At 64.5% G+C, this 24,411-nt stretch carries 30 protein-coding genes; 14 read left to right on the top strand and 16 right to left on the bottom strand.

The features are described from left to right. Nucleotides 1-10: 10 nt before the first annotated feature. Entirely contained in the window at nt 11-643 is a 633-nt protein-coding gene (gene pth, locus IPG14_RS04300; protein ID WP_343390984.1) for an aminoacyl-tRNA hydrolase, read from the bottom strand. A 111-nt stretch (nt 644-754) separates the two neighbouring features. Here pth and IPG14_RS04295 point away from each other — a divergent pair, with 111 nt between their 5' ends. Both IPG14_RS04295 and IPG14_RS04290 read left to right on the top strand, forming a co-directional pair. After that, nucleotides 755-910 carry a hypothetical protein gene (locus IPG14_RS04295; RefSeq protein ID WP_343385335.1) on the top strand — a complete coding sequence of 52 codons (156 nt, stop codon included), beginning with the start codon at nt 755-757 and terminating at the stop codon, nt 908-910. Continuing rightward, complete coding sequence (locus IPG14_RS04290; RefSeq protein WP_343390983.1) at nt 885-1,445, top strand: DinB family protein; 561 nt, start codon at nt 885-887, stop codon at nt 1,443-1,445. The genes IPG14_RS04295 and IPG14_RS04290 overlap by 26 nt, the downstream gene beginning before the upstream one ends. 21 nt (nt 1,446-1,466) lie before the next feature. Here the strand turns inward: IPG14_RS04290 and IPG14_RS04285 are convergent, their stop codons facing one another. Then, complete coding sequence (locus IPG14_RS04285) at nt 1,467-1,631, bottom strand: hypothetical protein (protein WP_343385333.1); 165 nt, start codon at nt 1,629-1,631, stop codon at nt 1,467-1,469. Between the two features lie 136 nt (nt 1,632-1,767). Between IPG14_RS04285 and IPG14_RS04280 the strand changes: the two genes are divergently transcribed. The 5 genes from IPG14_RS04280 (at nt 1,768) to IPG14_RS04260 (ending at nt 5,483) form a co-directional block, all read left to right on the top strand. Beyond that, nucleotides 1,768-2,445, top strand: a complete 678-nt coding sequence (locus tag IPG14_RS04280; protein ID WP_343385332.1) for a PHP domain-containing protein — start codon at nt 1,768-1,770, stop codon at nt 2,443-2,445. 117 nt (nt 2,446-2,562) lie between these two features. Continuing rightward, nucleotides 2,563-2,850, top strand: coding sequence for a ferredoxin family protein (locus tag IPG14_RS04275; protein WP_343385331.1), 288 nt, complete (start codon nt 2,563-2,565; stop codon nt 2,848-2,850). A gap of 147 nt (nt 2,851-2,997) precedes the next feature. Next, nucleotides 2,998-3,579 carry a 50S ribosomal protein L25 gene (locus IPG14_RS04270; RefSeq protein ID WP_343385330.1) on the top strand — a complete coding sequence of 194 codons (582 nt, stop codon included), beginning with the start codon at nt 2,998-3,000 and terminating at the stop codon, nt 3,577-3,579. A gap of 8 nt (nt 3,580-3,587) precedes the next feature. Continuing rightward, nucleotides 3,588-4,544 carry a hypothetical protein gene (locus tag IPG14_RS04265; protein WP_343390982.1) on the top strand — a complete coding sequence of 319 codons (957 nt, stop codon included), beginning with the start codon at nt 3,588-3,590 and terminating at the stop codon, nt 4,542-4,544. A gap of 60 nt (nt 4,545-4,604) precedes the next feature. Further along, on the top strand, nt 4,605-5,483 hold the full coding sequence (locus IPG14_RS04260) for an NAD(P)-dependent oxidoreductase (protein ID WP_343388225.1): 879 nt from the start codon (nt 4,605-4,607) through the stop codon (nt 5,481-5,483). Between the two features lie 22 nt (nt 5,484-5,505). Here the strand turns inward: IPG14_RS04260 and IPG14_RS04255 are convergent, their stop codons facing one another. The 4 genes from IPG14_RS04255 to IPG14_RS04240 form a co-directional block, all read right to left on the bottom strand. Next, nucleotides 5,506-6,918 (bottom strand): amidase, encoded by a 1,413-nt coding sequence (locus tag IPG14_RS04255; protein WP_343390981.1) that lies wholly within the window; start codon nt 6,916-6,918, stop codon nt 5,506-5,508. A gap of 75 nt (nt 6,919-6,993) precedes the next feature. Further along, entirely contained in the window at nt 6,994-7,488 is a 495-nt protein-coding gene (locus IPG14_RS04250; protein WP_343385326.1) for an N-acetyltransferase family protein, read from the bottom strand. A 56-nt stretch (nt 7,489-7,544) separates the two neighbouring features. After that, nucleotides 7,545-7,940, bottom strand: a complete 396-nt coding sequence (locus IPG14_RS04245) for a VOC family protein (RefSeq protein ID WP_343385325.1) — start codon at nt 7,938-7,940, stop codon at nt 7,545-7,547. A gap of 32 nt (nt 7,941-7,972) precedes the next feature. After that, on the bottom strand, nt 7,973-8,416 hold the full coding sequence (locus IPG14_RS04240; RefSeq protein ID WP_343385324.1) for a cupin domain-containing protein: 444 nt from the start codon (nt 8,414-8,416) through the stop codon (nt 7,973-7,975). Nucleotides 8,417-8,570: 154 nt separating this feature from the next. Between IPG14_RS04240 and IPG14_RS04235 the strand changes: the two genes are divergently transcribed. From IPG14_RS04235 to IPG14_RS04225, 3 genes are read left to right on the top strand one after another with little or no spacing between them, the layout of a single operon-like run. Then, a complete protein-coding gene (locus IPG14_RS04235; protein WP_343385323.1) occupies nt 8,571-8,999 on the top strand; it encodes a hypothetical protein in 429 nt (142 codons plus the stop codon). Between the two features lie 45 nt (nt 9,000-9,044). Continuing rightward, nucleotides 9,045-10,409, top strand: a complete 1,365-nt coding sequence (locus tag IPG14_RS04230) for a M28 family metallopeptidase (protein ID WP_343390980.1) — start codon at nt 9,045-9,047, stop codon at nt 10,407-10,409. 22 nt (nt 10,410-10,431) lie between these two features. Continuing rightward, nucleotides 10,432-11,046, top strand: a complete 615-nt coding sequence (locus tag IPG14_RS04225) for a LysM domain-containing protein (RefSeq protein WP_343390979.1) — start codon at nt 10,432-10,434, stop codon at nt 11,044-11,046. Between the two features lie 46 nt (nt 11,047-11,092). Here IPG14_RS04225 and IPG14_RS04220 read toward each other — a convergent pair whose 3' ends face one another. From IPG14_RS04220 to IPG14_RS04210, 3 genes are all read right to left on the bottom strand, one after another. After that, the gene (locus IPG14_RS04220) at nt 11,093-11,278 is read right to left on the bottom strand and encodes a hypothetical protein (RefSeq protein WP_343385320.1); all 186 of its coding nucleotides are present in this window, start codon (nt 11,276-11,278) and stop codon (nt 11,093-11,095) included. 192 nt (nt 11,279-11,470) lie between these two features. Beyond that, nucleotides 11,471-12,679: a CoA transferase gene (locus IPG14_RS04215; protein WP_343390978.1), complete on the bottom strand. Its 1,209-nt coding sequence runs from the start codon at nt 12,677-12,679 to the stop codon at nt 11,471-11,473. After that, entirely contained in the window at nt 12,676-13,914 is a 1,239-nt protein-coding gene (locus IPG14_RS04210; RefSeq protein ID WP_343390977.1) for a CoA transferase, read from the bottom strand. The genes IPG14_RS04215 and IPG14_RS04210 overlap by 4 nt, the downstream gene beginning before the upstream one ends. Nucleotides 13,915-14,081: 167 nt before the next feature. Between IPG14_RS04210 and IPG14_RS04205 the strand changes: the two genes are divergently transcribed. Genes IPG14_RS04205 through IPG14_RS04195 form a run of 3 tightly spaced genes read left to right on the top strand, consistent with a single transcriptional unit; the run spans nt 14,082 to nt 15,823 of the window. Beyond that, nucleotides 14,082-14,723, top strand: coding sequence for a nitroreductase family protein (locus IPG14_RS04205; protein ID WP_343385317.1), 642 nt, complete (start codon nt 14,082-14,084; stop codon nt 14,721-14,723). Between the two features lie 5 nt (nt 14,724-14,728). After that, nucleotides 14,729-15,265, top strand: coding sequence for a DUF402 domain-containing protein (locus tag IPG14_RS04200; RefSeq protein WP_343385316.1), 537 nt, complete (start codon nt 14,729-14,731; stop codon nt 15,263-15,265). Nucleotides 15,266-15,304: 39 nt separating this feature from the next. Then, a complete protein-coding gene (locus IPG14_RS04195; protein WP_343385315.1) occupies nt 15,305-15,823 on the top strand; it encodes a 4Fe-4S binding protein in 519 nt (172 codons plus the stop codon). Nucleotides 15,824-15,845: 22 nt separating this feature from the next. Here the strand turns inward: IPG14_RS04195 and IPG14_RS04190 are convergent, their stop codons facing one another. Beyond that, nucleotides 15,846-16,139, bottom strand: coding sequence for an integrase core domain-containing protein (locus IPG14_RS04190; protein WP_343390976.1), 294 nt, complete (start codon nt 16,137-16,139; stop codon nt 15,846-15,848). A gap of 746 nt (nt 16,140-16,885) precedes the next feature. Between IPG14_RS04190 and IPG14_RS04185 the strand changes: the two genes are divergently transcribed. Continuing rightward, nucleotides 16,886-18,625 carry an ABC transporter substrate-binding protein gene (locus IPG14_RS04185; RefSeq protein WP_343390975.1) on the top strand — a complete coding sequence of 580 codons (1,740 nt, stop codon included), beginning with the start codon at nt 16,886-16,888 and terminating at the stop codon, nt 18,623-18,625. A 74-nt stretch (nt 18,626-18,699) separates the two neighbouring features. On the opposite strand, the gene IPG14_RS04180 is transcribed toward IPG14_RS04185, so the two are convergent. From IPG14_RS04180 to IPG14_RS04155, 6 genes are all read right to left on the bottom strand, one after another. Continuing rightward, nucleotides 18,700-19,461: a glucose 1-dehydrogenase gene (locus IPG14_RS04180; protein ID WP_343390974.1), complete on the bottom strand. Its 762-nt coding sequence runs from the start codon at nt 19,459-19,461 to the stop codon at nt 18,700-18,702. A 72-nt stretch (nt 19,462-19,533) separates the two neighbouring features. Next, nucleotides 19,534-21,039, bottom strand: coding sequence for a GGDEF domain-containing protein (locus IPG14_RS04175; RefSeq protein WP_343385312.1), 1,506 nt, complete (start codon nt 21,037-21,039; stop codon nt 19,534-19,536). A 144-nt stretch (nt 21,040-21,183) separates the two neighbouring features. Continuing rightward, nucleotides 21,184-21,456: a DUF6295 family protein gene (locus IPG14_RS04170; protein ID WP_343390973.1), complete on the bottom strand. Its 273-nt coding sequence runs from the start codon at nt 21,454-21,456 to the stop codon at nt 21,184-21,186. 2 nt (nt 21,457-21,458) lie between these two features. Further along, complete coding sequence (locus IPG14_RS04165) at nt 21,459-22,223, bottom strand: dienelactone hydrolase family protein (RefSeq protein ID WP_343385310.1); 765 nt, start codon at nt 22,221-22,223, stop codon at nt 21,459-21,461. 143 nt (nt 22,224-22,366) lie between these two features. Then, nucleotides 22,367-23,677, bottom strand: a complete 1,311-nt coding sequence (locus IPG14_RS04160) for a HAMP domain-containing sensor histidine kinase (RefSeq protein ID WP_343390972.1) — start codon at nt 23,675-23,677, stop codon at nt 22,367-22,369. Then, nucleotides 23,677-24,357, bottom strand: a complete 681-nt coding sequence (locus tag IPG14_RS04155) for a response regulator transcription factor (protein WP_343385834.1) — start codon at nt 24,355-24,357, stop codon at nt 23,677-23,679. Before IPG14_RS04155 ends, IPG14_RS04160 begins: the two co-directional genes overlap by 1 nt. Nucleotides 24,358-24,411 lie beyond the last annotated feature (54 nt).

The following is a 24,411-nucleotide window of genomic DNA, read 5'->3' as shown; positions in this document are numbered from 1 at the left end:
TCTTGTTGAACTACTTTCGGTTGTAACGGCTGCCGGCCGCCTCGACGCCCTCGGTCATGATGCACTCGACCGCATCGGCCGCGATCTCCACAGCCTCATCGAGCACCTTCTTGTCGTCCCCGTGTGGCACCCCAAGGACCCACGCCGAAACATGCTCCGGGTCCCAGGTCGGTTCGCCATTCGCCTGCGGCCGCCCGATCCCGATCCGGATCCGCACGAACTCCAGGCTGGCCGCCTGCCCGATGCTCTTCAGTCCGTTGTGGCCGCCATGGCCGCCTCCCGCGCGGATGCGCAGGGCGCCGGCGCCGAGGTCAAGTTCGTCGTACAGGACGATCGTGTGCTGGATGTCGCAGCCCGTCCACTGCAAAGCCTGCGCGACTGCCTTGCCGCTGAGGTTCATGAACGTCTTCGGCTTCACGAGCGCGGCTCGCTCTCCCGCCAGCTCGCCCACGCCGATGTGCATGAGGCTTCCGGTCGATTTGGGCTGCGTCTTCGCTCGCTTGGCAAGCGTGTTGATCACCCAGAACCCGACGTTGTGCCTCGTCCGCGCGTATTGCTCGCCGGGATTGCCGAGGCCCACGACGAGCCAGTCCGCAGCGAACCGCGGGCCGCTGCCGCCACCGAGGAGCTTCCGGAACGCCATCTGCCTAATCGTGGCACGTCCGCTGCTATCGGGAAGCGAGGGACTCAAGACCGGAGTGGTGGCTCCTGGGTGTGAACAAACGCCTCCCGGTTCCGCTACCATCACGGCACGATGGTCGACTTCCTCTTCGGCAACGGGTACGAAGCCTTCCTGGTTACGGTCGCACTCCTCGCCGCCATCCCATACGGAATCTATGTCGGGCTCAAACGGCTCGCGACCCGCATCACAGGAGGTCCACGCAATGGCGACTCGCGAACAGGTCGATGAACTGAAGTCCAAGATGGGAACCCAGCGAGCCGAGTTGATTGCCGCCGCGCTTAGCCTCTCCCGCGAAGACTCCCTGCGAGTTCCAGTCGATGCGGAAGGTGAAGAGCAATGGACCGCCCTCGAGCAGCTCGCCCACCTCTGGGAAATGGAGCGCGCCTACGATGCGTGGGTGCTTCGCGCGCTTCACGAAGAGAACCCGGACCTGGCCGGCACCGCCCCTTCGCCCGTCGAGATTCCCATCGAGTCTGCGAACTTGCACACGGTCGAAGACCTGGTCGATGCCCTGATCCGCGAGCGCCTCTACACGGAGGGCATCATCGATGCCATCCGCCTCGACGACTTCGAGCGGACGGCGGTCAGCCCGGTGTTCGGCCAGCTCACCGTCCTCCAGTGGGTCCGATCCTTCTACCGCCACGATCGGCAACATGCCGCCCAGGTCCAGGGCCGAAAGAGCGACTACCAGCCGAACTTCAAGACCAAGGAGCCAAACCAGCGCCAGGCCCGTCTTGACCTGGTGGCGCGGCGGAGAGCCTGACGCCTCGGCCTTGCGACCGGCTCAGGCGGTCAACCTTTCTGGCTTTGGACGCGGCAGCGGCTCGAGCTGGGTCGGGATGATGGCGCGTTTGCCGCAACGCTCACACTCCCGCACGCGTATCGCACGAGCTTGCACGTTCACGAAGTAGCGCCAGCGGTGTTCACAGGTCCCGTTCTGCGTTTCCATGGCGCGACTATCGCCGGCGAAGATGAACGCCGCATTAGCGCCTCGGCAGGCTTCCGGGACGGTCCCGCCCACATCGCTTCCCACCGATGCGTTGCCGCCTCGTTCCAACCGTGCCTATAGTTACCAACCTTCCGCCATGCTCATCGACCTACACAGCCACACTTGGCCCCGCTCGCACGACAGCGTCCTCAATCCCGACGACCTGATCACCCGTGCAAAGACCGCGGGCCTTGATGCCATCGTTTTCACCGAGCACGACACGGTTTGGGACTACAAGTCCGTCGAAGAGCTTCGAGCGAAGCACAACTTCCTGGTCCTCGCCGGCGTGGAGATCAGCACCGACGATGGCCACATCCTTGCCTTCGGCATAGATAAGTACGTCTTCGGCATGCACCGCGCGCGCGAACTCGCCAGCTACGTCGACAAGTCGAACGGGGCGATGGTCGCCGCCCACCCCTACCGCCGGCAGATGCCATGGTTCAGCCGGAACGAAGAGGAATACCGCAACGCGCTCGAAAAGGCTTCGCGCAATCCGGCCTACCCCTACGTCCAGGGTCTCGAAGAGATCAACGGCCGCGGAAGCGACAAGGAGAACGAGTTCTCGCGACGCCTCTGCGAACTCATGGGTCTGAAGGGCACCGGTGGCACCGACTCCCATGCCATCAGTGACGTTGGCAAGTGCGCCACCTACTTCGAGCGAGAGATCCACGATGAGCGCGAACTGATCGACGAGATTAAGGCCGGGCGCTTCCACGCCGTCGACCTCCGCTCCGGCAAGCCGGTCGCCGTCCGCGATGCGGCGCCGGACGCCTAGCTGTCATCCCAGCAATCTGCATCCCACGCCAAACTTCACACTCGCGAGAGCCGATAGTACGATGTGGGGACCTGAGCGGCCCTTACGAAGCCCTGGGAGAAGAGGAGCCCCCCACCCATGACCTACGTCATCACCACCCCGTGTATCGATGTCCAGGATCAGGCCTGCGTTGAAGTGTGTCCGGTCGACTGCATTCATTTCGATGAAGGCAAGGACCGCATGCTCTACATCAACCCTGATGAATGCATCGACTGTGGCGCTTGCGAACCGGCCTGCCCGGTGACCGCGATCTTCGCTGAGGACGACGTGCCCGGCGACCAGTCAGCATTCAAGGAAATCAACGTCCTCTGGTACAGCGAAAAGGACGAAGCCCGGACGAAGGTCGCGGCACTCAAGCCCGCCTGAGCTTCCGCCTCCCCGGTTGAGACAGGGCCGCCTCCGGGCGGCTCTTTCGTGCCCCGGTACACCGCCGCCGACTTGACCGTGGCGGCATGCCAGCTAGATTGGAAACGTTGCGCTACGTATTGAGCGTGGCGCGGAGGACCTTTTCTCATGGCTGAACGTGTTGTGATCCAGGCTGCGCCGCGCACGGTGCTCGGCAAGAAAGTCGCCCAGCTCCGCCGTAACGGCCGACTTCCCGCGAACGTCTACGGACGCGGCATCAACTCCCAGGCCGTCGACATCGATGCCCGAGAGTTCGCCCGCACCATCAAGTCCGCGGGCCTCCGCGCGATGATCCAGCTCTCCGTCGAAGGTGAATCGTCTCCCCGTTACGTCATCCTTCGCGGGCTCGCACGGAAGGGCGGAACCGGCGACCCGATCCATGTCGACTTCTTCCAGGTCGACCCGAACATTCCCATTCAGGCGAATGTCCCGCTTCGTCTTACCGGCGAAGCCCCCGCCGTCCGCGATCTCGCCGGCACGCTGCTGCCCGGCCTCGATGTCATCGCGGTGCGCTGCAAGCCGCTCGACATCCCCGATGCCATCACGGTCGACCTCGGCGTCCTCAATAGCTTCGATGTCTCGCTTACCGTCGGCGACATCGCAGTACCCGGCGATGTGGAGGTCCTTACAGACCCTGCAGTGGTCATCGCCACGGTGAACGCGCCCCGCATTCGCGTCGCCGCCCACTAGCCAGACAGATGCCCGAACCTCTTTACCCGGCCGACATCGGGGAGGCCGGGTTGCGGCTCTTCCTCAGCTGGTTCGGCGCTCACTACGCACGCAGCACCTCCGTTACCGACGCCCAGTCGGATGGAGCCCGGCTCTCGGCGAACGTGACAGTCGGACGCCAGTGGCGGCTCTCCGTCTCGGTCCTGAATACGCTCGCCGCCGATGCGACCGTCGAGTGGGAAGCCGCTCGTGCTGCCGTTGAACGCCGCCTCGATCTGGAAGGCCGTTCGCTCGCTGTCTGGGCTCCGCGCGGCGCAGCCATTCCTGCCGTGGAGCCTGGACTGAGTCGATTCGTCCTCTTCCTCGAAAGTGCGCGTCCCCTGGACGATGGCCGCCTCGAACTCAGGCGCCCCGTGACACTCCACCTGAGGCGTGTTGGCAACACCGGTTCAGTCATCACGGTACTCGGCGGCCTCGCCGCTCATTGGGCCCAATTTACCAACCGTGTCCCTGGTACCTTCCAGCTCAATTCTGGGGAGCTTCTCCGCCTTCCCGCGTCACAGGAGGAGCGGGACGAATTGGCCGAGCGGATCGTCCTCTCGGCGGGCCAGCCCGAGGCCGACGAAAGCCAGCCAATCCAGGCGACCGACGCCTGGAGCGCCAACGACCTCGGTGCTGGCCAATCTTGTGTCCTCGGTACGCCTGCCCGCGAGGATGAGGACTGGAGTGCGTCGTTGCGCCGGAACCTGCGACGCCTCTTGAAGGACGCCGAATCGAATCTCCGTCTGCCTGCCGACGCGCGCGCGCTGGTGGTCCTCGGCGCTTCCACTTACGCCCAGGAGGAAAAACTCTCCTGGGCACTCCGAGGAATGGACCCGACGCTCTATGCCGGTTACGACATCCTCGCCGTTGTCGCGGACGGAGTGCTGAAGACAATTCTCCAGCCCCAGCGCCAAACGCTGCCCTGGGATGCACCTCTCACCTAGCGGGCACCGGCTCGGAGCGCCTATCCTTCCCGGCACCGCTACGTTCGTTGGGGGGCTGCGATGGCTGTTACGCGGGCCGGATTCATCGGTCTCGGCATTATGGGCGCGCCGATGGCGGCCAATCTGATCAAAGCAGGGTTCGAAGTCACGGTTTGGAACCGGAGCCCTTCGCGGACGCAACCCCTCCTCGATGCAGGCGCTCGCGCGGCACACTCGCCGTCTGCGGTCGCTGCCGCATCCGAGGTCACCTTTAGCTGTGTCACGAACTCGGGAGATGTGGAGGAGGTCGCCCTCGGCCCTGAAGGCGTCATCCACGGTGCGCAACCGGGCTCCATCTATGTCGATTGTTCGACGATCTCGCCAGAGACCGCCCGCAAAGTCTCCCACGAACTCGCCGTACGACGAGTCGGCATGCTGGATGCGCCGGTCTCAGGCGGCGACGTCGGCGCAATCGCAGGCACGCTTGCCATCATGGTCGGTGGCGAGGCCTCGGTCTTCGAGCGTTGTCTGCCGCTCCTCCATGCCATGGGAAGAACGGTAGTCCACGTCGGCCCGATTGGCGCCGGCCAGGTCGTGAAGCTTTGCAATCAGGTGGCCGGTGGCCTCAACCTGCTCGCCGCCGCCGAAGCCGTAAATCTGGCGCGCCGCTGTGGTGTCGATCCGGCGAAGATGCTCGAGGTCGTCAGCGCCGGTGCTGCCGCGTCGTGGATGCTTTCGAATCTCGCTCCGCGTGCTGTCAAGGGCGACTATGCCCCAGGATTCATGGTGGACCTCATGCAAAAGGACCTGCGCCTCGTCCTCGATGCTGCCGGCCAAACGCACACCCCGCTTCCCGGCACGGCACTCGTCTCGCAACTCTTCCAGTCGATCCAGGCGGAGGGCCGTGGGGCGGATGGAACGCAGTCGTTGGTCGATGCGATTGCCAAGCTCTCTCGTTAGTCGACCAGCCAATCCACGTCGTTCAATCCACGGCGTGCGGCTTCCGCCGGCCGACCCCGGTCGCCGACTCGAACGCTTTCGCCAGCTGTAGCACCCCGAACTCGTTCCGATAGCGCCCAATGATCTGGACACCGACCGGCAGGCCGTCCGGCGTGAACCCGCACGGCACGGAAATCGCAGGGTGTCCCGTGATCGTGATGAAGTAGCACGACTTCATCCAGTCGATGTAGGTCTCCATGGGAACGCCGGCGATCTCGGTCGGATACTCCATCTCCACAGGGAACGGTGGCACCTGGTTCACCGGCACCACCAGGAATTCGTAGCGGTCCATGAACGTCTTCATCGTCTGGAACAGTTGCGCCCGCAGCCGGTTTGCCCGCCCGATCTCGGCTCCCGACAGGGCCAGCCCTTTCTCGATGTTCCAGACCGCAGCTTCCTTCATCTCGCCGCGGTGTGCCGCGAGCAATGGTCCGCGCGTCTCGGCGAGGCCTGCGGCGCGGAGCGTCTGGAACGCCTCGTAGGCGTCTGAGAGATCTGGGCAGGCCTCTTCCACCCGGCACCCGATGTCTGCGAACACTCCCCGCCGCGACTCCAGCACAGCCTTCACACGGGCGTCGACTGGCAGGCCGCCGAAGTCGCTGCTCCAGGCGATTCGCGTTCCCCGGAAGTCCCGGTCGAGCGGCGCGAGGAATCGTTCGCCCGGCTCGCTGATGCTGATCGGCGAAGCCGGATCTAGGCCCGCCATCGCTGCCAGCAGCAACGCGACATCCCCAACGGTCCGCGCCATCGGTCCGTCCACGCTCAGCGTCGCCCACGAACCGGCGGGGCCCGGCATCCGTCCGGGCGAACAGCGGAAGCCGACCACATTGCAGAAGTTCGCCGGATTCCGCAGCGACCCGCCCATGTCCGAACCGTCAGCGATCGGCACCATGCCACAGGCCAGCGCCACCGCCGCACCGCCGGAGCTCCCCCCGCAGGTCTTTGTCAGGTCGTACGGGTTCCGCGTCGCGCCGAACACCGGGTTGAAGGTTTGCGAGCCCAGCCCGAACTCTGGCGTATTCGTCTTCCCCAGGCTGATTGCCCCCGCCGCCTTCAGTCGGCGCACAGCAACGCTATCGAAGTCCGGCACGAAGTCCGCGAAGATTGGAGACCCGTAGGTCGTGCGAACGCCCTTCGTCTCGTGCAGGTCCTTGTGCGCCACCGGTAGCCCGTGCAGCAGCCCTCCGGTCTGCCCCAACGCCGTCAGGCCGTCGGCCACGGCAGCATCCGCCATGGCCTGCTCGGCCGTCAGGGTCACGATGGCGTTGACCCTGGGATTCACCCGCTCTATCTGGGTCAGGTGCGCCGCCACCAGTTCGCGCGCCGAAATCTCACGCCGCGCCAGGAGCCGGGCCATCTCCACGGCATCGAGAAAACAAAGGTCCGCTAAAGCCATACGCCGCACCTCCTCGGGGTTCGCGGAGGCCAACAATACGCGTATGCGCTTAGTGCCCGGTACACCGGATGAATGTCACTCCCAGAGGTGCCGCTGGTGCCAGTGCACGTCGTGCCATTCGCCCAGCTTGAAGCCCATGTGACGGTAGCGTCCCGCCTCGACGAACCCCATCGACTGGTGGAGGGCGAGGCTTGCTTCCTGGCAGCCGACGACCCCCGCCATCACCACCTCGAGTCCGAGCGCACGCGCCTCGCCGAGCACAGCCGCCAGGAGCGCCTTACCCACGCCGCGTCCGCGTTGGTCGTCCGCGACATAGATCGATTCATCGGCCGTTGTCCGGTATGCCCCTTTGGAGCTCCAGGGCGAGAGGCAGCACCAGCCGGCCACCCCAACGCCTGAATCGGCGACAAGCACCGGCAACCCGCTCGCCTTCCGGGCCTCGAACCAGTCTTGTCGCCATCGCCCGGTCATTGGCTCGATGTCGAACGTTGCCGGCGACGTCTCGACGTAGAAGTTGTAGATGGCGTTGATCGCCGGCAAGTCGGCCTTGGCCGCTGGGCGCACATGCATCGCGGGCACGATTGTGTCCTTGTCGTGTGTCGCCTGCGTTACGAGGCCCGACGCGGTTACCGCTCGACGATTTGGGTGAGTACTCCGCCGGTCACCGACGGGTGGATGAACACCTGCCCCTTCACCGGGTTGCCGGCGCCCGGGTCGCCAACCAGTCGGATGCCCGCATCGCGGAGCCTGGTCAGGGTCGCATCGATGCTGTCGACTTTCATCGCGACGAGATGCACACCTTCGCCCTGTTCCGCGAGCCGCTTGGCGATAGGTCCCTGGTCACCGGTCGCCGAGACGAGCTCGATGTACGAGTCGCCAAAGCGGAAGAAGGCCATCGCCATACCCGCCGCTGGGGCTTCGCTGCGATCGCTCACGCTTGCGCCATAGATTGTCTCGTACCTTCCGACCGCCGCATCCAGGTCCTTAACCGCGATAACGACGTGATCGACTCCCTTGAACATGTGTGCTTCCTTCTCGCGGCCGGGCCGCGGTGTTATTCGACGATGTCGCTCGTATGGCCCGTGGCCGTGATGAAGATGAACTCGAGGGGCTCGTTCCGCGTTGCGGCATGGATGTGTGCCGTATTCGCGGGAATCCAGACCACCATCCCGGGTTTCAGATCGTAGGTCCGTTCCCGGTCGCGCACCTCCCCGGAACCCGCAGTGACGATCAGGTACTGGTCCGCATCGTGGGTGTGCAGCGCCGAAACCGTCCCGGGCTCGTAGCGGCCCTTGATGAGGTGGTTCGGCCCCAGGACCCGGTCGAAAAGCGGAGTGAGCGTAGCGTTGCCGACGAGGAATGGACGCGCACGCGGGAGCGGCGGTCTGCGTGCCGATGTGTACGTGTAGTTGGCCCGATCGAGACGGTCATCCAGGTCGTCGCACAGGGCGACGATGTACGTTGGGCTCCCCTCGACAATGACCTCTTCTTGGGACATTTTCCGGCCTCCGGCGCAACTGGTTGCGGCGCGAATTCTAGCGGCCTCACACGGCCAGTCCACAGCGACTGTCCTCGGACCGTCGCACAGCCGTTAACAGAGGTAAGGCTCCGCTCTCGACGAGCCCATGAGAATCGCCTACGGTGTGATGGCAATGCCCGACAAGTTCGAACGCGAAATCGAGGAGATCCTCGCCAAGCTGGACGACGACCTCCCCGCCGACGGAAAAGGAACCACCCGTTCGCCGATTTCGCTCACGCAGAAGCGCGCACAGAAAGCGCGCGCCCAGCGGATGCGTACCGCCGGGCCGAATCCGTTCGCGAAACTCAACCCCACAACCTTGCTGTTTGCCGGCGCAGGGATGGTGTTCGGCGGCCTGATCGCTTCCGGAGTCTGGTCTCCGGCTATCTGGGTTGCCTTCGCCGGCGTGGTTGTCTTCATCGGAGCGTTCTTCTGGTCGTTCAAGAAGTCCGATCGTGCCACCCCGGCCACCGCTCGCGCCCAGGGCACTTTCTGGCGCGACCGGTATATCAACGACCGGTCGGGCGATGGCGGCATCAAGGATCGGTTCAGACGAAAGTAGCCGGTTTCCGCGCGGTTAACCACACCGGCACGTACCCTCCCCTGAATGCGCCCTACATCTCTTGCCGTCCTTTGTGTCTCGCTTGCGCTGATGGCCGTCGCCATCGGCGCGATTGCCGTTCGGGCGATGAGCGGCGAAGCGTCGCCCGAAGCCGCGGCACCAATCGTACCGACCGCCCCCGCCGATGCCCGGCCAACGGACGGGCCGGCCCTCACGCCGGCGGCGACGCCAGGGACTTCTGGACCGACCGGGTCGGCGTCGGGCCCCGCCGGGCACGACGGATCGCGCGCCCTGTCGATTCTCCAGGAGCTCGCCAAAGGACCCCGCGTCTCAGGGTCACCGGCAGAGGCGCGTGCCGCCGAGTACATTTCCGGCCTCTTCCGCTCGTATGGCTACACCACTGAGGTGATGAGTTTCGAGTTTGAAGGTGATCGGTTCCGAGCTGGAGAGGTCCGCCTCGACGGCCAGCCGTCCGAAGCCCTGACCCTCGCCGGGAGCCCGGGTGGCCAGGTCCAGGCGTCTGCTGTCTACGTGGGCCTCGCCGACGCTGCCGGCGTATCCGGCAAGGACTTGAAGGGCAAGGTGGCTGTCGCCGACCGCGGGACGCTCAACTTCTTCGACAAGTACACCAACGCCAGAGATGCAGGCGCGGTCGGGCTGATTCTCGTCAACAACCGCCCGGGCCCTTTCAGCGGAAACCTGACCACCTTGGCCTCTTTCCCTGTGGTCAGCGTCTCACAGGAAGACGGCGCCGCGATCGTTGACGCCGCCAGGGCCGGTCGTACAGTCGCGATCAGCGCCCCCCCGACGACGGGGCTGACGGTGGCACTGAACGTGATTGCCAGGCCCACGACGGCGAGCGAATGCAAAGTCCTGGTCGGCGGCCACTTCGATTCGGTCCCCGGCGCGCCGGGGGCGAACGATAACGCCAGTGGGGTGGCGAATGTCATCGAACTTGCCCGCGCGGCGGCCGTCGACGGCCTGGACGAGGGTGTCTGCTTCGCCGCTTTCGGTGCGGAAGAGTCGGGCCTCTACGGGAGCAAGGCGCTGGTCTCTCGCTGGCAGAAGGAGGGCAAACTCCCACGTTATGCGATCAACCTGGATGTCACCGGCATTGGTGAGTCCGTGGAGGTCATCGGCGACGGTCAGATCGCCCGCGCTGCAGTCGCGACGGGCATCTCGCTGGGCATCCCGACCGTCCCGTCGCAGTTGCCCGCGAACTCAGGGAGCGACCACCAGAGCTTCATCGACGCCGGCGTCCCAACGGTGTTCTTCACCTCGGGGGACTTCTCGACCATCCACTCGCCGCTCGATGTGTCTGGCGACATCTCCGTCACGATGCTCGATCAGGTGGGCGATGTCGCCCTGGCCGTCCTGAAGGACCTCCTGGCTCAGGTTGCCCGAGGATGATGGCGTGCCTAGCATGAAATCGATGACCCGCGTTCTACCCGTCTCGTTGCTCGGTTCCGCGCTGGCGCTCGTTAGCCTCCTCGCCGCGTGCGGCGGCGGTGGGGATTCGGAGAAGCCCGGCGAGCGCATCACCGACCCGGCGCGGGTGCCGAGTTCGACGCCCATCCAGAACCCGACGCTGTACAAGATCCAGGGTAACGAAGTCATCCTCACCGGCGGCAGTAGCGGTGCGATCACGCCGGTCACCTCCCCGACAACGGCTCCCGCTTCCGAGTACACGATCAAGGCGGGGGACTTCTGTTCGACCATCGCTGCTGCCAACAAGATCAGCCTGGAAGAACTGCAGAAGGCGAACCGGAACATGAATTGCGACGCCCTCAAGATCGGCGACAAGATCAAGATTCCTGCCCCGGCGCCGTCCGCGACGCCAACGCGCGGGGGGTCGCTCACCGGGAACCCAACGACCAAACCTGGGACTACCGGCGGCGGCAAGACCTACACGGTGGCTGCCGGCGATACCTGCAGCGCCATCGCCGCAGCGAACGGCGTCTCGCTCCAGGCGTTCCTCGCCGCGAACAGCTCGGTCGATGCCAACTGCACCAACCTCAAGCTGGGCCAGGTGGTTACCATTCCGTAGAGCGGTATCGCTCCGGTCTGGCCGGGCGATGCAACCGCGTCAGGACTCAGGATTCGAGCTTTTCTGTCAGCATCTCGATCGGGAGCCCGGTGCGGTGCGCAGCCTCTCGCACGCGCAGGTCGAGGTCATCCAGGGAAAGGCCGACCTTCGTCAGGCTCTTGATGGAGCCATGCCCTGTGCGAATGAGTTCGTACACCGATGCGTTGACGGGTAGACGCGTTGCGACTGCCATCTGGATTTCACCCCTGCCAGATCCTCATGCGCCTGCGTGACACGGGGATGTCAGCGTCATGAAGTGCATGTTTCGACACCACGAAGATAGTCCTGCGCGGGCGCTGAGTCAGCCCCCTGGATCGAAGATTCACGTAAGAACGCCCATCAGGATTCTCGATAGTGCTTGACGCCCGGCAGAATCGTCCGCGACTCAGGTCAGCCACTCAGCCAGCACTTCCGCTGTGTGCTCGCCGAGCTTCGGTGCGGGCCGGCGCAGCTCCCAGGGCGTCGCGCTGAAGGCGTACGGTGCCCCCGGCATACGGACTGGTGCGTCCCGGCCCTCGCCGGACACTTCCGTCCAGAATCCCCGATCCTCCCAGTGCGGGTCGCCCAGCGCTTCCGAAGGAGCCCGAACCACACCCCATGACTGCCGGCGCTCTTGCCCGCCCCGGTACACTTCGTCGGCACTGTGCGCGGCGATGAACCGCGAGAGTTCGCTCATCACTTCGGCTGCTTCGGGCGAACCTCGGCCCGGCTGGCGGGCTGCCGGTTCATCGAACCGCGGCTCATCGAGTTGTTTGCCGAAGCCATCGGCCTGGAACCACTCTTTGATCCGTTTCCAGCTAGCGTTGTCGCGACCCACACCGAAGATCAGCGCGTGGCGTCCGTCCGCCGCCATATGCAACCACGGCTCCGTGCGCTGGGCAGCGGCGTGCCGGCCGGTCTGCCGGATCACGTTCTTTCGCTGGGTGAACCAGTAGGGAAGGCCTACCTCGGTGGTGCTGCTGCACGCCTCGTGCATTGAAGCGTCCACGTGCTGGCCCTGCCCCGTCTTGTCACGATAGAGCAGCGCGGCGAGGATGCCCTGGACGGCGTAGTGACAGGCCGTGTTATAGCCCTGGTCGCCGTGGCCCCGAATCGGGGGGGCGCCGGGGACGTCTTCCGCGTCATAGCCGTTCATCATCATCGGGCCACCGAGGGCGAGCCCCACCATGTCCGTTGCCTGGTAGCTGGCCCATGGCCCGGTCTGTCCGAACGGCGTGATTGAGCACCAGATCAGGGAGTCGATCACGGGTCGTAAGGAGGCGTGACCGAGCCCCACGGTATCGAGCTCACCTGGTGCGCAGTCTTCAATGACGATGTCGGCCTTCGCAACGAGCGATTTCCACGCGGCAACGCCCTCCGCCGCCGTCAGGTCCACAATGACCGACCTCTTGTTCGTATTGTGGTACCAGTAGTTCAAGGAACGGTCTGGGCCTGGCACGTCGTCGACGAACGGCCCCACGGCACGGGCGGGGGATCCGGCGGGCGGCTCGATGGCGACAACGTCCGCGCCCATGTCGGCAAGCAGCTTCCCGGCGAGCTGTCCGAGTGGGCCGGTGTAATCGATGACCCTCAGGCCGGTCAGCGGCCCGCTCACATGAACACCCCCATCGCTTCGTACTCGGCAAACTCCTCGTTCGAAAGCCCGAGCAGGTCGGTCGTCACCTCGTGGGTGTGCGCGCCGAGGAGGGGGCTGGCAGTCCGGTTGGTGCCCGGAGTGTGCGATAGCCGGGGAGTGACCCCGTCGAACTCGCTCGCTTCGCCCATCTCGGCGTGCGGCATAGCCGCCCACCAGTCGCGAGCCCGGAATTGTTCATCCTTCTCGACGCGGTCCCCGGGCGATTGGCAGACCCCGGCCGGCACGCCCGCGGCCTGGAGGAGGTGCATCAACCTGTACTCGTCACGCGTAGAAGTCCAGACCGCGATCCCGGCATCGAGCTCATCCTGGTGCGCGAGCCTCGATGCGTTGGTGGAGAATCGCCCATCGTTCGCCCACGCGGGCTCGCCCATCGCACGGACCATCGCCAGCCATTCGGCGTCGTTCCGCACGGCGATAGCGATCCATCGGTCCTCGCCCGCGCACGGGTACGTGTTGTGCGGGGCAATCGCCGGTTCCCAGGCATGGTTGCCTGGCGGCATCCCCGGCCTCCGGAAGCTCCGCCCGTTGACCGTGTAGTCGAGGATGGCCGGCCCGGTGAGCACCATGCCTGCCTCGACCTGGGAGATATCGATGTGCTGCCCCTCGCCTGTGCGGTTCCGGTGGTGCAACGCCATCAGTATGGCGATCGCCCCGTAGTAACCTGCCGTGTGGTCCATGTAGCTGTAGCCCCAACCCGCCGGTGGCTCGCCCGGTAGGCCCGACATCAGCGTGAGTCCGCTCAGGGCCTGTGCCGTCGGGCCCCAGGTCGTGAAGTGCTTGTCGCGGCCCGAGTGCCCAAAGCCCGAGATAGAGCAGTAGATGACCCCCGGGTTTATCGTCTTCTGCGCTTCGTACGAAAGCTCCCACGAATCGAGGACGCCGCTTGAGAAGTTCTCGATGACTACGTCCGAAATCGCGATTAGCCGGTGCAGCAACTCCATCCCCAGCGGGTGGCGGACGTTCAGCAGCATGCTGCGCTTGTTGCGGTTGAAGTAGTTGAAGAACCCGGAGTTGTTGAGTGTCGTGCGTTCCCCGTTGATCGGCCGGCCGACCCGGATCGGATCGATCGCCTGCTGGTGTTCCACTCGGATCACGTCGGCGCCGAAATCGGCGAGCACGCGTGTCGCCGTCGGCCCGGCGATGATCCACGTGAGGTCGCAAACACGGATTCCAGAGAGGGGCAGATCTGGCATGGCGGGGATTATAGGCAACCGTCGCTCGGTGTCAGTTCAGGCGGTTTGGACGGCGGCCGGATGACGGCAGGAGCGGGCATCCCGGTCGCCGCGCAGCCTGCCATTCTGAACGCCGTGACGCCCATCGGTTACCATCGCACGCACAAGATCCCCCGAGGAGACTCCCCATGCCCGAACCAACTGCAGTCGAAAGCGACTTCTTCGAAGTGATCGGCACCCAGCGAGCCATGCGACGTTTGAAAGCGGACCCCGTCCCCGAGGAGTACGTCAAGAAGGTCATCTGGGCCGCGACCCGCGCACCCAGCGGCGGCAATCGCCAGGGCTGGCGTTGGGTCGTTGTCACGGAACCCGAGAAGAAGAAGAAGATCCAGGCCTGGTACCACGAGGGCTGGTCGCGGATGACGGCTTCCGGGTACGGCGCCGGGGCGAACCTGCCGGCCGATGAAAAAGCCAGCAACGATCGCGTCATGAAGAGCGCAACCTATCTCGCAGAACACATGCACGAAGCGCCGGTCCTCATTTTCGCCTGCTCGCTGACCGGCAACGGCGATATCACTTCTGGCTCGAGCATTTACCCGGCCGTCCAGAACCTCATGCTTGCGGCCCGCGCCCTTGGCCTGGGCACCGCGCTCACGACCGTCCATCGTGGCTATCAGAAACAGATCCGCGAACTGCTTGGCATCCCGGAGTCGGTTGAGACGGCCGCTCTCATCCCTCTCGGCTGGCCCAAAGGGAAGTTCGGCTCCGGATTCCGCAAGCCAGTCGAGGATGTGACGTACTGGGAGAGTTGGGGAGCCAAGAAGGCGTAGACCTGATGGGCGCGCGTCTCGTTGTCCAAAAGCTCAAGTTCGACGGCTCTCTGAAGTACTCGTGGCCCGGGGTGGAAATACCCGGCGCTCCCGCAGGGTGGGTGGTTGTTCACCACGACCCGGAACGAGACACCAAGCTGCCTTCTGGTCCGGTCGCGGACGACGGCCCGCCAGTTCACCTGATCCACTACGTCGGGCTCGAAACACCCCTAACCGTGATCTTCGCGTTTTCGGCAGCCGGAGAGTTCCTCGACGCCAAGTGCGATGCAGCTCTTCCCGGCCAGTGGCGCGGCGACACCGTTTCCTTCGTCGACATGGACCTGGACGTGGTGGTGCTTCCAGGGTTTCAGCACTACATCCGCGACCAGGACGTGTTCGCCCAGCGCAGCGTCTCCATGGCTTACGACGATGAAGCGAAGCGCCTGGCACATCTTGGCATCCTCCACGCGCTCCGCATGGTCCGCAGGCGGCAGTTCCCGTTCGATGGCCACGCGGAGGCGCTCATCCGGGAGCTGTTGAGTGGAACGGGGGGCCGGAAGTGACTAGACTGGACACACACCGACCCTTGTGAGGGGTTTCACTTGGCCTATTCGATCGTCGAAACCTGCATCGGTTGCACGGCGTGCACCAAGCGCTGCCCCACCAACGCCATCACCGGCGAGCGCAACCAACTCCACGTCATCGACCCGACGCTCTGCATCGATTGCGGCGCGTGCGGCATCGTCTGCCCGCCGGAGGCAATCCTCACGACGATTGGCGACGTTTGCCGCTCCGTGAAGAAAAACGAGTGGCCGAAGGCTGTCGTCATCGAAGAGAAGTGTATCGGCTCGGGCTGCGAGCTCTGTATCAACATCTGCCCGTTCGACGCGCTCAGCCTTCAGCATTCGGAACGCATCGACGATTTCTTCGGTTGCAGCACCGTCGATGAAAAGAAGTGCACCGGTTGCCGCCTCTGTGAGGATGTCTGCGGCTGGGACGCGATCCACATTTTCCCGTTGAAGCACGAAGTCCTGAAGGACTATGAAGCACTCACCGCCGAGGAGAAGGGCATCGTTACCGCTGCTCGCAAGCTCAAAGAAGCGAGCGGTTTCAAGGTCTAGATGTAGTTCCCACGACCGTTGTCTACAGCCGTGAGGCTGGTGGGAGGTTACCGATGCTGGTGTGCGGTCGGGCGTAATTGTAGTCGGCGATGAAGGTTTCGAGGGCTTCGGTGCGCTGGGCATTGGAGATGTACGGGCGCTGATAAGCCCACTCCCGTTGGAGCGTCTTGATGAAGGCCTCGGCTTTGCCGTTGGTTTGCGGACGAAAGGGCCTGGTCTTCTTCGTTGGATTCGGTGTGGTCGGCGACCTGGACGAAGTCTTAGCATTTCGCTTGTCGGTGGCACCGTCCACGCTGATCCCCGTTCGCGAGACCATGCGCTCAAAACCAGCGGTGGTAGCTTCTCGTCTGGCGTGACTCGGCGTAAGCAAACCGGCTGTGTCTCAACCGCGACGTGGATGAAATCGTGCCCCCGGTGGCCCCGGACGCTTCTTGCCCCGTCTCTTTGAACCAGGGTCGATCTCCGTCCTCCACCTTCGGAATGCGCCCAAGCGCTTCCGTCTGGTCGGGACTGACAGCCCCCAGCACCGTCGATGCCGCCATCTTCAACGTCCGATGGCCCGGCTCCCAGTTCGCGCCGCAGTTGGCAGATCGCTTCGATGACGGTGACACCCGACGGCAAACGACGCGCTCGGCTACTGCGGTCCTTGAGACCGCTCACTCCCTCCTCGCGATACCGCTTCCACCACTTGGCCACGGTACTGCGCGAGACTCCCTGAGCCTCAGCGACCTGCGCCTGTGTCCAACCGCTTTCCAGCCGGGTGACCAGCAGCATCCGCGCGTACTCGTTCAACTTCGCCTTAGCATGAGCCATGGAGAGGGTCCTTCTTTCGGTCTGGGTCTTCGCAACCACAAACCAACAGGGAGGCCCTCTCCGTGTCAACAACCCTCGTGGGAACTACATCTAGACCGCGCGCTGGCCCCGCTTCCCGCTGCTTCCAGGCGGATTGTGGACGTCTCCCGGCGGGTGCCTACCCGGCCGGTTTGACGCTGGCGTCTGCCCACGGAGCTCGGACCTTCGCGATATCTAACCGCAGCCGGTCGTAGTATGGAGTCTCCGATGATGAGGGAACGGCTCGGGGAGAAGCGCGTTTCCCGCCGCTGGATGCTGGGCGCCATGGGCGCCACGGCTGGCGCGGCTGGATTGGCAGCGCTTCGCTGCAGTGATGGCGACGGCGATTCGCCGGCACCCACGCCCACTGAGATAGAAAATGGGACGCCCGGCGCCAGCCCCACTCCGCGCCAACAGGATGGGAAACGTGGTGAGACGCTCCGGTTCACGGGCTTCGTCGCTCGCGACCAGACTTTCGACCCCCACAAGACCCAGGCCGGTCCGTTCTACGGCCATCAGGCGCTCATCTACAGCCGCCTGCTCGCCTATCAGGACCAGGCCAAGGGAGCCATTGTCCCGGACCTCGCCGCGGCCATGCCGGAGATGCCTGACGGCCAGACCATGGTCTTCCGGCTGAACCCCAACGCCCGTTGGCACGAACTGGCCCCCCTCAATGGCCGTTCTGTCACGGCTGCGGATGTGAAGTACTCCATCGAGCGGCAACTCGCCGGGGACCAATCCTTCGTCCGAAAAGCTCAATGGTCCGTCATCGATGGAATTGACATACCGAATGAACGCACCGTCACCTTCAAGCTGAAGTCACCGATGGCGGCGTTGCACCACCTCTTCGCCGACGTCCATAGCTTCATCGTCGCTCCCGAGGTCTCCGGAGATAAGAACGACATCGGGTCCACAGCACAAGTCGGCAGCGGCCCGTTCCAGTGGGTCGAATGGGTGGATGGCAGGCACGCCAGTGTCCGCCGCAACCCAAATTGGCACGGCGGAGACCGGCGTCCAAACCTCGATGGTGTGTCACTGGTCCAGCCAGCGTCTACCGCGACGGTCGAAGGTGCCCTGCGCACTCGCGAAGTCGATGCGGCGACTGTTGGTCGCGTCCTTGCCGACAAGCTCAAGAAGGCCATCCCGCAGCTTACTGAAACGACGGTGGGCCACTCCCAGTTCTTCGGTATGCGCTTCTCCCTCGGGAACGATCCGTTCAACGACCTTCGATTCCGCTCGGCCGTCACAATCGCCCTGGACCGCCGGGCAATGATCGATAAGTTCTTCGGTGGGTCGGGCGGCGTGAACCCCTGGGTGAGCTGGCCGATGACCGACTGGGCCTTGCCCGAGACCGAGCTGACGACCTCGCCGGGGTACCGCCCAGGCGCCGGGGGCCGGGGCGAAGACCTCCGCGAGGCCAGGGCGCTCCTGGAGGCGTTCAAGAGCGAAAAAAAGCTCAAAGACGACCTCCCGCTCTTCGTGCTCCAGGAGACAGAGGCGGCGCTCGAGTTCGGCGCCACCATCAAAGCGCAACTCGCGGAGAGCCTCGGACTCGAACAGGTGAGGGTCGTTCCGCTCCCTCTCGCCGAGCTCGCCCGGCTACTGCTCACTGGCGAGGCTCCCTGGGCGGCCGCGCCCGATAACGGCTGGATCGACCTCGACGACTGGGTCTATCCGTACTTCCACGCCAATGGGACGAAGAACAGCTTTCCCCTTCGCGATGCGGAGATGACCGCGATGATCGACGCCCAGCGTGTGGAGCTGGATAAGAACGCCCGGCGCGAAATTGGATACAACATCCAGAGGCGCTTGCTTGCCCTAAACGTCGGCGTGAACCTGGTCTCCGAGCGCGTCGTCTCCCTCGCCTGGCCCTACGTGAAAGGCTTCCCCCTCGACACCGCCGACGGCTATCAGCATCGCTTCGCCGACTGCTGGATAGACCAGGCTGACCCCACTTTCCGGGGCCGGTAGTTCCCCTGTCGCCGTCTGGGCCGACTATCCATCCGTTGAGCGTTCTGTCCCTGCTTGGCGAACGCGGCGGTGCTTCAAATGCCGCTGCCACCAGCGACCGTGAGCAGTGCGCCGGTGCTGTAGCTCGAGGCGTTGGAGGCGAAGTACAGCGCCGCGCCGACGATTTCCTGTGGTTCGCCTCCCCGCTGCAACGGAATCGTCGTCGCTGCACGTTCGTTGAAGTCGTCCATATCCCATGCCTTCGAGATGTCAGTAAGGAACGGTCCCGGGACGATGCAGTTGACGCGCACTTTCGGGGCGAAGTGGCGCGCGAACCCCACGGTCATGGCGTTCACACCCGCCTTCGCCGCAGCGTAGGGGATAACGTTCGCCCCGGGGTGTTGGGAGGCCGTGCTCGAAACCATGATGATTGCTCCGCCCTCGCCGGCGGCCATCCTCGTTCCCACTACCGAGGTGAGGCGGAATGGACCCTTGAGGTTCACGTCGAGGACCTTGTCGTAGAGCGCTTCAGTCACATTGCTGACGTGGTCGTAGACGGGCGACATCCCGGCGTTGTTCACGAGCACGTCGACCCGCCCAAACTCGGCGTAGGCCGCCTCCGCCAGTGCCTCGACCTGTTTCCAATCACCAACGTGACAGGCAATCGGCAGCGCCCGCCGTCCGGGAAACGAACTCGTCACCTCAGCGGCGAGTTCTTCGCAGGAATCGAGCTTGCGGCTGGCGATAACGACGTCGGCGCCGTTTTCCGCGAAAGCCAGGACCATTTCACGTCCGAGCCCGCGGCTCCCGCCGGTTACCAGGGCGACCTTCCCGGAGAGATCGAATCGGTTCGTCATAACACACCCCTGGAGGCAAACGCCTCGGGGGGCGAGTCTACGCGGGCGGATGTTGGTCCGCTCTCAACGGGCCTAGCCAGCCACGCTCCAGGGCGATGCCGCCTCGACGACCTCGAAGCGGCGCACGCGGTTTCGACCCGATCGCTTCGCCTCGTAAAGGGCCATGTCAGCTTCCTTCAGCAACCAATCGTGACTCGGTTGCTCTCCGGTACGGTAGCTTCCCACCCCGGCGCTGATCGTCACGGATAACTTGGCGCCGCCGGCTAGCATTGCCTGCCTTTCGACCGCTACTCGGACTCGCTCCGCCGATTCTTCCGCTCCCTCAATGGAGGTCGCGGGGAGGATTGCCACGAACTCCTCGCCGCCGTATCGCGCGCACAAGTCTGCATCGCGCATCGTGCGCTGGAGAACAGCCGCGACTTCGCGCAGGACCTGGTCGCCCGCGGGGTGGCCGTATTCGTCGTTCACGCCTTTGAACCGGTCGATGTCGAACAGGATCAGGCTCAGCGGCGTGCCGTAACGGCTGGAGATTCGGAACTGCTCGGCGAGGTACTCTTCCATGTGCCGCCGGTTCGCGAGCCCGGTGAGGGCATCGGTCGAGGCTTCGATCGTCAGCCGTTCGCGGTCCGCTTGGAGCTGGGCGTTCTCCCGCTCCGATTCCAGGCTCATCTGGAGCAGCGCTTCCTGTGCGTTGGCGAGGACGTCTTCAGGGCTTAGCGCGCTGGCCGGTACGTCAAGCATCGTCCCCAGCACCGCGGCATCCGCCATGAACTTGGCGATGAGTTCATCGGCTCCTTCCGCTTCGATTCCAAAGAGCTGCTCGCAGTCCCAGCGGAAACGAGAAAGAGCGGCCCCGGTGTCATCAGTGAGGATCAGGTCGGCCGCGGCTTCGCCGGTTGCGACGCATCGGACGATCTCCCGGAAGTCCCGGTCCGCGGCATCGGGCTTCGGGAACATCCGGATCGCGGTGATCAACGCCTCGGGGAGGTTCCATTTCTCGGCGAGTGCGGCTCCGGCTTCCGCATGGTCGAATCCGTACCGGGATCGTTCGGTTGCCCGGAGTTTGGCGAGGTCGTCTCCTGCCGACTCGCCGAGCTCCCGGTATTCCTCACCCAGTGCCTGGTCCAGGGCGATGACGCCGATCAAGTGCAGCAGACCTCCGAGGAAGGCTTCGTCACTGCAGGCGTAGCCTGCACGCGTGGCGACGGCGCGTGCCGCCGCCGCGGTGAGCAGGCTACGCTGCCAAACGCGGGTGTGATCGACGCCCCCTCGCGCTCCTTGCTTCCGCATGTTCCCGACCAACGAGAATCCAAGGGCCAGCGTCTTCACGCTCCGCAGGCCAAGAACAATGACCGCATCGCGAAGGCGGCTCACGGACCGTGGCCGGCCGTAGAACCCGGAGTTTGCCGTCTTCAGTACGCGCGCAGCCAGCGCCGGGTCACGAGCAATCGTCGCCGAAAGGACTTCGATGTCTATGTCGGGCCGCTGAACGAGCCCGATGATTTCCATCGCCACCGCCGGGATCGTCGGCAAACGGGAGGACTCCATCAGGCTCGTGAGAGACTGCGAACTGGTCATGCGCTGCACACCCCTGGCGCCGGTTGAACCCGCCCGTTGCTCATGGCTCCCACCGGGGTTATCGGCACGCCAATCTTCGAAGTGAACCGGCAGCGCTCGCTTTTTCTAAGGTATTTCCTTAGACCTCGCGCTCACACGTCTGGGTCACGCGTAACCGGTCGCTTCATACTGGTCGGCCCGCTCGACGGCCGCTTTCAGTGCCCTGGCGAGTTCCTTTGCTGATTCCAGGGTCAGCTCGACCGCCACGCGTGCGCCAACGCCCGCGGACTCATTTGTGAAGTCGATGTTGAGCGCATGTTCGAGCTGGACATGGAAAGGGTGGTCGTAGCTCACCGACACCTCGGCGAGGGTGAACCAGCCTTGAGCGCCGCGGCCCCCACCGCTGACGTTCGTGCGTTCGACGATGTTCGTGCACATCCTCAGTTCCCCAGGTTCCGCTGGAAGAAGTCCAGCACTTTGCGCCAACCATCGACTGCCTGTTCGGCGCGATAGGCCTGCGGCCGGTCGTAATAGAAGAATCCGTGTCCCGCGCCGTCGTAGCGGTGGAACTCGTACGTCTTTCCATGCTTCTTCAGCTCCGCTTCGTGGATGTCCACCTGCTCCGGGGTTGGCGCGCGGTCATCGTTCCCGAAGATCCCGAGGATCGGGCAGTCCAGGTCCTTCGTGTAGTCCACCGGCGCGACTGGCCGCATCGCCGTCAGGTCCTCCGGGCGGACGACCACGCCCCCGCCCCAGAAGTCGATGAGCGCGTTGTAACCCGGGGCGCAACTCGCTGCCAGTACGGCGTGCCGGCCGCCCGAGCAGGTGCCGGTCACGCCGACCTTCCCGTTCGAGTTCGGTTGTGATCGCAGGAAGTCACGGCAAGCCGCTGCGTCCCCGACCACTTGCGCGTCTGGCACGCCGCCATTCGCACGCACTCTGGCGGCCATGTCTTCAGGAGCGCCGTGGCCATCGCGGCAGTAGAGGTCTGGCGCGAGCGTCGCGTATCCGTGGTAGGCGAGCTTCCGCGCAGTCTCCTTCGACCACTCGTCCCACCCGGGGAAGTGGTGGAGCCAGACGACGCTGGGGAAGGGGCCAGGCCCGATCGGATGGGCATAGTAGGCGTGGATCCGGTCGCCGTTGTGGCCAGGGATTCGGATGGTCTCGGCAATCATGCCTTCGTACTGGTCGGTGGTTCCAGGCACGATGTGTCCTCCGCGGCAATGATGAAGCGGATTCTACAGCGGGACTTCACGTGCGGTTGGAGGTTTCTCCTGGGCGGACCGGTTCGGTGGATTCAGCAGGGAGATCCCGGCCGCGGCGCGCTGGTTCGAACGCCGCCCGCGACTTAGTCGGAGACGGGGACCCGGACCGTGAACCTCGCTCCATGGCCGGGATGGGATTCGACGGCAATGCGTCCGCCATGAGCCTCCGCTATCCACTTTGCGATCGCCAGCCCCAATCCTGTGCCGCCTGCCGACCGCGTGCGGGCGCTATCGGCCCGCACAAACCGATCGAAAATCTTCGTTTGTTCGGCGGTGGGGATTCCAGGTCCGGTGTCGGTCACCGACAGCTCGACCCACCTGCCCGCCCGTGCACACCGCAACGAGACCGTGCCGCCGGCGGGGGTGTATTTCAACGCGTTGTCCAGGAGGATCGCGCCGAGCTGCCGCAATCGATGGCGGTCGCCGTCGACTTCCACCGGCTCCGCCTCCACCTGCAGGAGGATGCCGCGCTGTTTCGCCAGGGCCTCCATATCTCGCCCGAGTTCTTCAGCTACCGCTCCAAGCGCGACCGGTTCATGAGCGAGGTTCGCCGCCCCTTCGTCCGCTCTCGCAAGAAGCAGGAGGTCTTCGACGAGTTTGGTCATCGCTTCGGCTTCCGCGGTGATCGCGTCCACCTGGTCGATGTTCTGGGCAACCGTGTCTTGCGGATGGCGTTGCAGCAACTCGCCGTTCGCCCGGAGCACCGCAAGCGGCGTTCGCAGTTCATGCGATGCATCGGAGACGAAGCGCCGCTGCCGCTCGAAGGAAGCCCTGATCGGTTTGAGTGCGACCCCCGCGAGCCACAGACCCCCGGCTGCCGACGCGGCCACTCCACCGAGACCACCTATCAGGAAGACCATCGAGAGCGTCCGGAGTTGGCGGTCGCGCGCTTCCAACGAGCGCCCGATGTGGATCCACTCGCCCGCTCTATCGTCCGGAAGGCTGATGAAACGGTAGTGTCCGGTCGCGGTGGAAACTTCGGAAGTGCTCCAATCGGTACTCCCCTCCACGCAGAGATCGCCAAACTCGACATCGTCGATGTCGACACCTCGAGGATTACCGAGGATGTTGCCCTCACCGTCCGTGTAGACGATGAAGACGTCACTCGGTACGCCCGGCGGAAGACGGTCGTAGTCCACTGCCTGTTCGCCGCCCGTCTGCGTCGAAGCCTGGCTTGGCCCTCCCCCTCGGGGGCCGTGAGTCTCGCCTGGACTACGGTCCTGGAAGGGGTCGAGGTCATTCACGGTGGCGACCGTCGAGGTAAGGCTCTCGTCGATCTCGTTGTCGAGGTCGTCGCGGATGAGGACGTACGAGACTCCGCCCACCGCGAGGAGCGTGACAGCCAAGGCGAGTGTGAACCACGTGGCGAGGACGAGGCGTGCGCGTTTGAACATCAGTCGGCCCGGATCGCGTAGCCCATGCCACGGACGGTGCGGATCAACTTCTTGTCGAACCCCTTGTCGATCTTGTTGCGAAGGTAGTGGATATAGATATCGACGACGTTCGACTCGGTGATCGAGTCGTAACTCCAAACTGAGTCCAGTAACTGGGACCGTGTCATCACCTGGTTCGGATGGCGCATCAGTGTTTCGAGCAGCCCGAATTCGCGGGCCGTGAGTTCGATCCTTCGCGTCCCCCGGCGCGCCTCGCGAGAGCGCAGGTCCAACTCAAGGTCCGCCACAGCAAGGGTCGGAGACTCGGTTGCGCCCCCCATCTTCGCGCGGCGGCCCAGGGCGCGGACGCGAGCGAGAAGCTCCGCCAGGGCAAACGGCTTGACGAGATAGTCGTCCGCGCCCGAATCAAGACCGCGGACACGGTCCTGGATCCCGTCCCGTGCCGTCAGCATCAGGATCGGGACTGTCGAGCCATCGGAGCGCAGTCGGCGGGCGATTTCGTACCCGTCGTACGAAGGAAGCATGACGTCGAGAAGGATGATGTCGTACTCGCCCGCTTCTGCTCGTGCGAGACCGTCAGCACCGTCGGCTGCCCAATCGATGGCATAGCCTTCTTCGTCCAACACCCGGCGGACGGCCGTGGCGAGACGCGCTTCATCTTCGACCAATAGAATTTTCATCTTCGCCACTGATCGCAGCATATTCGTGTGAGAATTGCATGAGAGGATCTCAAT

This window comes from Candidatus Amarobacter glycogenicus (assembly GCF_016704105.1).
GTDB lineage: Bacteria > Chloroflexota > Dehalococcoidia > Tepidiformales > Tepidiformaceae > Amarobacter > Amarobacter glycogenicus.
Note: the sequence above shows the minus strand (reverse complement) of the source record. Positions and strands in the feature narration are given on the sequence as shown.

Bases quoted from the DNA above. Each gene is read 5' to 3' on its own strand.
- pth (WP_343390984.1), bottom strand. From the start codon at position 643: ATGGCGTTCCGGAAGCTCCTCGGTGGCGGCAGCGGCCCGCGGTTCGCT.
- IPG14_RS04295 (WP_343385335.1), top strand. From the start codon at position 755: ATGGTCGACTTCCTCTTCGGCAACGGGTACGAAGCCTTCCTGGTTACG.
- IPG14_RS04290 (WP_343390983.1), top strand. From the start codon at position 885: ATGGCGACTCGCGAACAGGTCGATGAACTGAAGTCCAAGATGGGAACC.
- IPG14_RS04285 (WP_343385333.1), bottom strand. From the start codon at position 1,631: ATGGAAACGCAGAACGGGACCTGTGAACACCGCTGGCGCTACTTCGTG.
- IPG14_RS04280 (WP_343385332.1), top strand. From the start codon at position 1,768: ATGCTCATCGACCTACACAGCCACACTTGGCCCCGCTCGCACGACAGC.
- IPG14_RS04275 (WP_343385331.1), top strand. From the start codon at position 2,563: ATGACCTACGTCATCACCACCCCGTGTATCGATGTCCAGGATCAGGCC.
- IPG14_RS04270 (WP_343385330.1), top strand. From the start codon at position 2,998: ATGGCTGAACGTGTTGTGATCCAGGCTGCGCCGCGCACGGTGCTCGGC.
- IPG14_RS04265 (WP_343390982.1), top strand. From the start codon at position 3,588: ATGCCCGAACCTCTTTACCCGGCCGACATCGGGGAGGCCGGGTTGCGG.
- IPG14_RS04260 (WP_343388225.1), top strand. From the start codon at position 4,605: ATGGCTGTTACGCGGGCCGGATTCATCGGTCTCGGCATTATGGGCGCG.
- IPG14_RS04255 (WP_343390981.1), bottom strand. From the start codon at position 6,918: ATGGCTTTAGCGGACCTTTGTTTTCTCGATGCCGTGGAGATGGCCCGG.
- IPG14_RS04250 (WP_343385326.1), bottom strand. From the start codon at position 7,488: ATGCATGTGCGCCCAGCGGCCAAGGCCGACTTGCCGGCGATCAACGCC.
- IPG14_RS04245 (WP_343385325.1), bottom strand. From the start codon at position 7,940: ATGTTCAAGGGAGTCGATCACGTCGTTATCGCGGTTAAGGACCTGGAT.
- IPG14_RS04240 (WP_343385324.1), bottom strand. From the start codon at position 8,416: ATGTCCCAAGAAGAGGTCATTGTCGAGGGGAGCCCAACGTACATCGTC.
- IPG14_RS04235 (WP_343385323.1), top strand. From the start codon at position 8,571: ATGCCCGACAAGTTCGAACGCGAAATCGAGGAGATCCTCGCCAAGCTG.
- IPG14_RS04230 (WP_343390980.1), top strand. From the start codon at position 9,045: ATGCGCCCTACATCTCTTGCCGTCCTTTGTGTCTCGCTTGCGCTGATG.
- IPG14_RS04225 (WP_343390979.1), top strand. From the start codon at position 10,432: ATGACCCGCGTTCTACCCGTCTCGTTGCTCGGTTCCGCGCTGGCGCTC.
- IPG14_RS04220 (WP_343385320.1), bottom strand. From the start codon at position 11,278: ATGGCAGTCGCAACGCGTCTACCCGTCAACGCATCGGTGTACGAACTC.
- IPG14_RS04210 (WP_343390977.1), bottom strand. From the start codon at position 13,914: ATGCCAGATCTGCCCCTCTCTGGAATCCGTGTTTGCGACCTCACGTGG.
- IPG14_RS04205 (WP_343385317.1), top strand. From the start codon at position 14,082: ATGCCCGAACCAACTGCAGTCGAAAGCGACTTCTTCGAAGTGATCGGC.
- IPG14_RS04200 (WP_343385316.1), top strand. From the start codon at position 14,729: ATGGGCGCGCGTCTCGTTGTCCAAAAGCTCAAGTTCGACGGCTCTCTG.
- IPG14_RS04190 (WP_343390976.1), bottom strand. From the start codon at position 16,139: ATGGTCTCGCGAACGGGGATCAGCGTGGACGGTGCCACCGACAAGCGA.
- IPG14_RS04185 (WP_343390975.1), top strand. From the start codon at position 16,886: ATGAGGGAACGGCTCGGGGAGAAGCGCGTTTCCCGCCGCTGGATGCTG.
- IPG14_RS04180 (WP_343390974.1), bottom strand. From the start codon at position 19,461: ATGACGAACCGATTCGATCTCTCCGGGAAGGTCGCCCTGGTAACCGGC.
- IPG14_RS04175 (WP_343385312.1), bottom strand. From the start codon at position 21,039: ATGACCAGTTCGCAGTCTCTCACGAGCCTGATGGAGTCCTCCCGTTTG.
- IPG14_RS04170 (WP_343390973.1), bottom strand. From the start codon at position 21,456: ATGTGCACGAACATCGTCGAACGCACGAACGTCAGCGGTGGGGGCCGC.
- IPG14_RS04160 (WP_343390972.1), bottom strand. From the start codon at position 23,677: ATGTTCAAACGCGCACGCCTCGTCCTCGCCACGTGGTTCACACTCGCC.
- IPG14_RS04155 (WP_343385834.1), bottom strand. From the start codon at position 24,357: ATGAAAATTCTATTGGTCGAAGATGAAGCGCGTCTCGCCACGGCCGTC.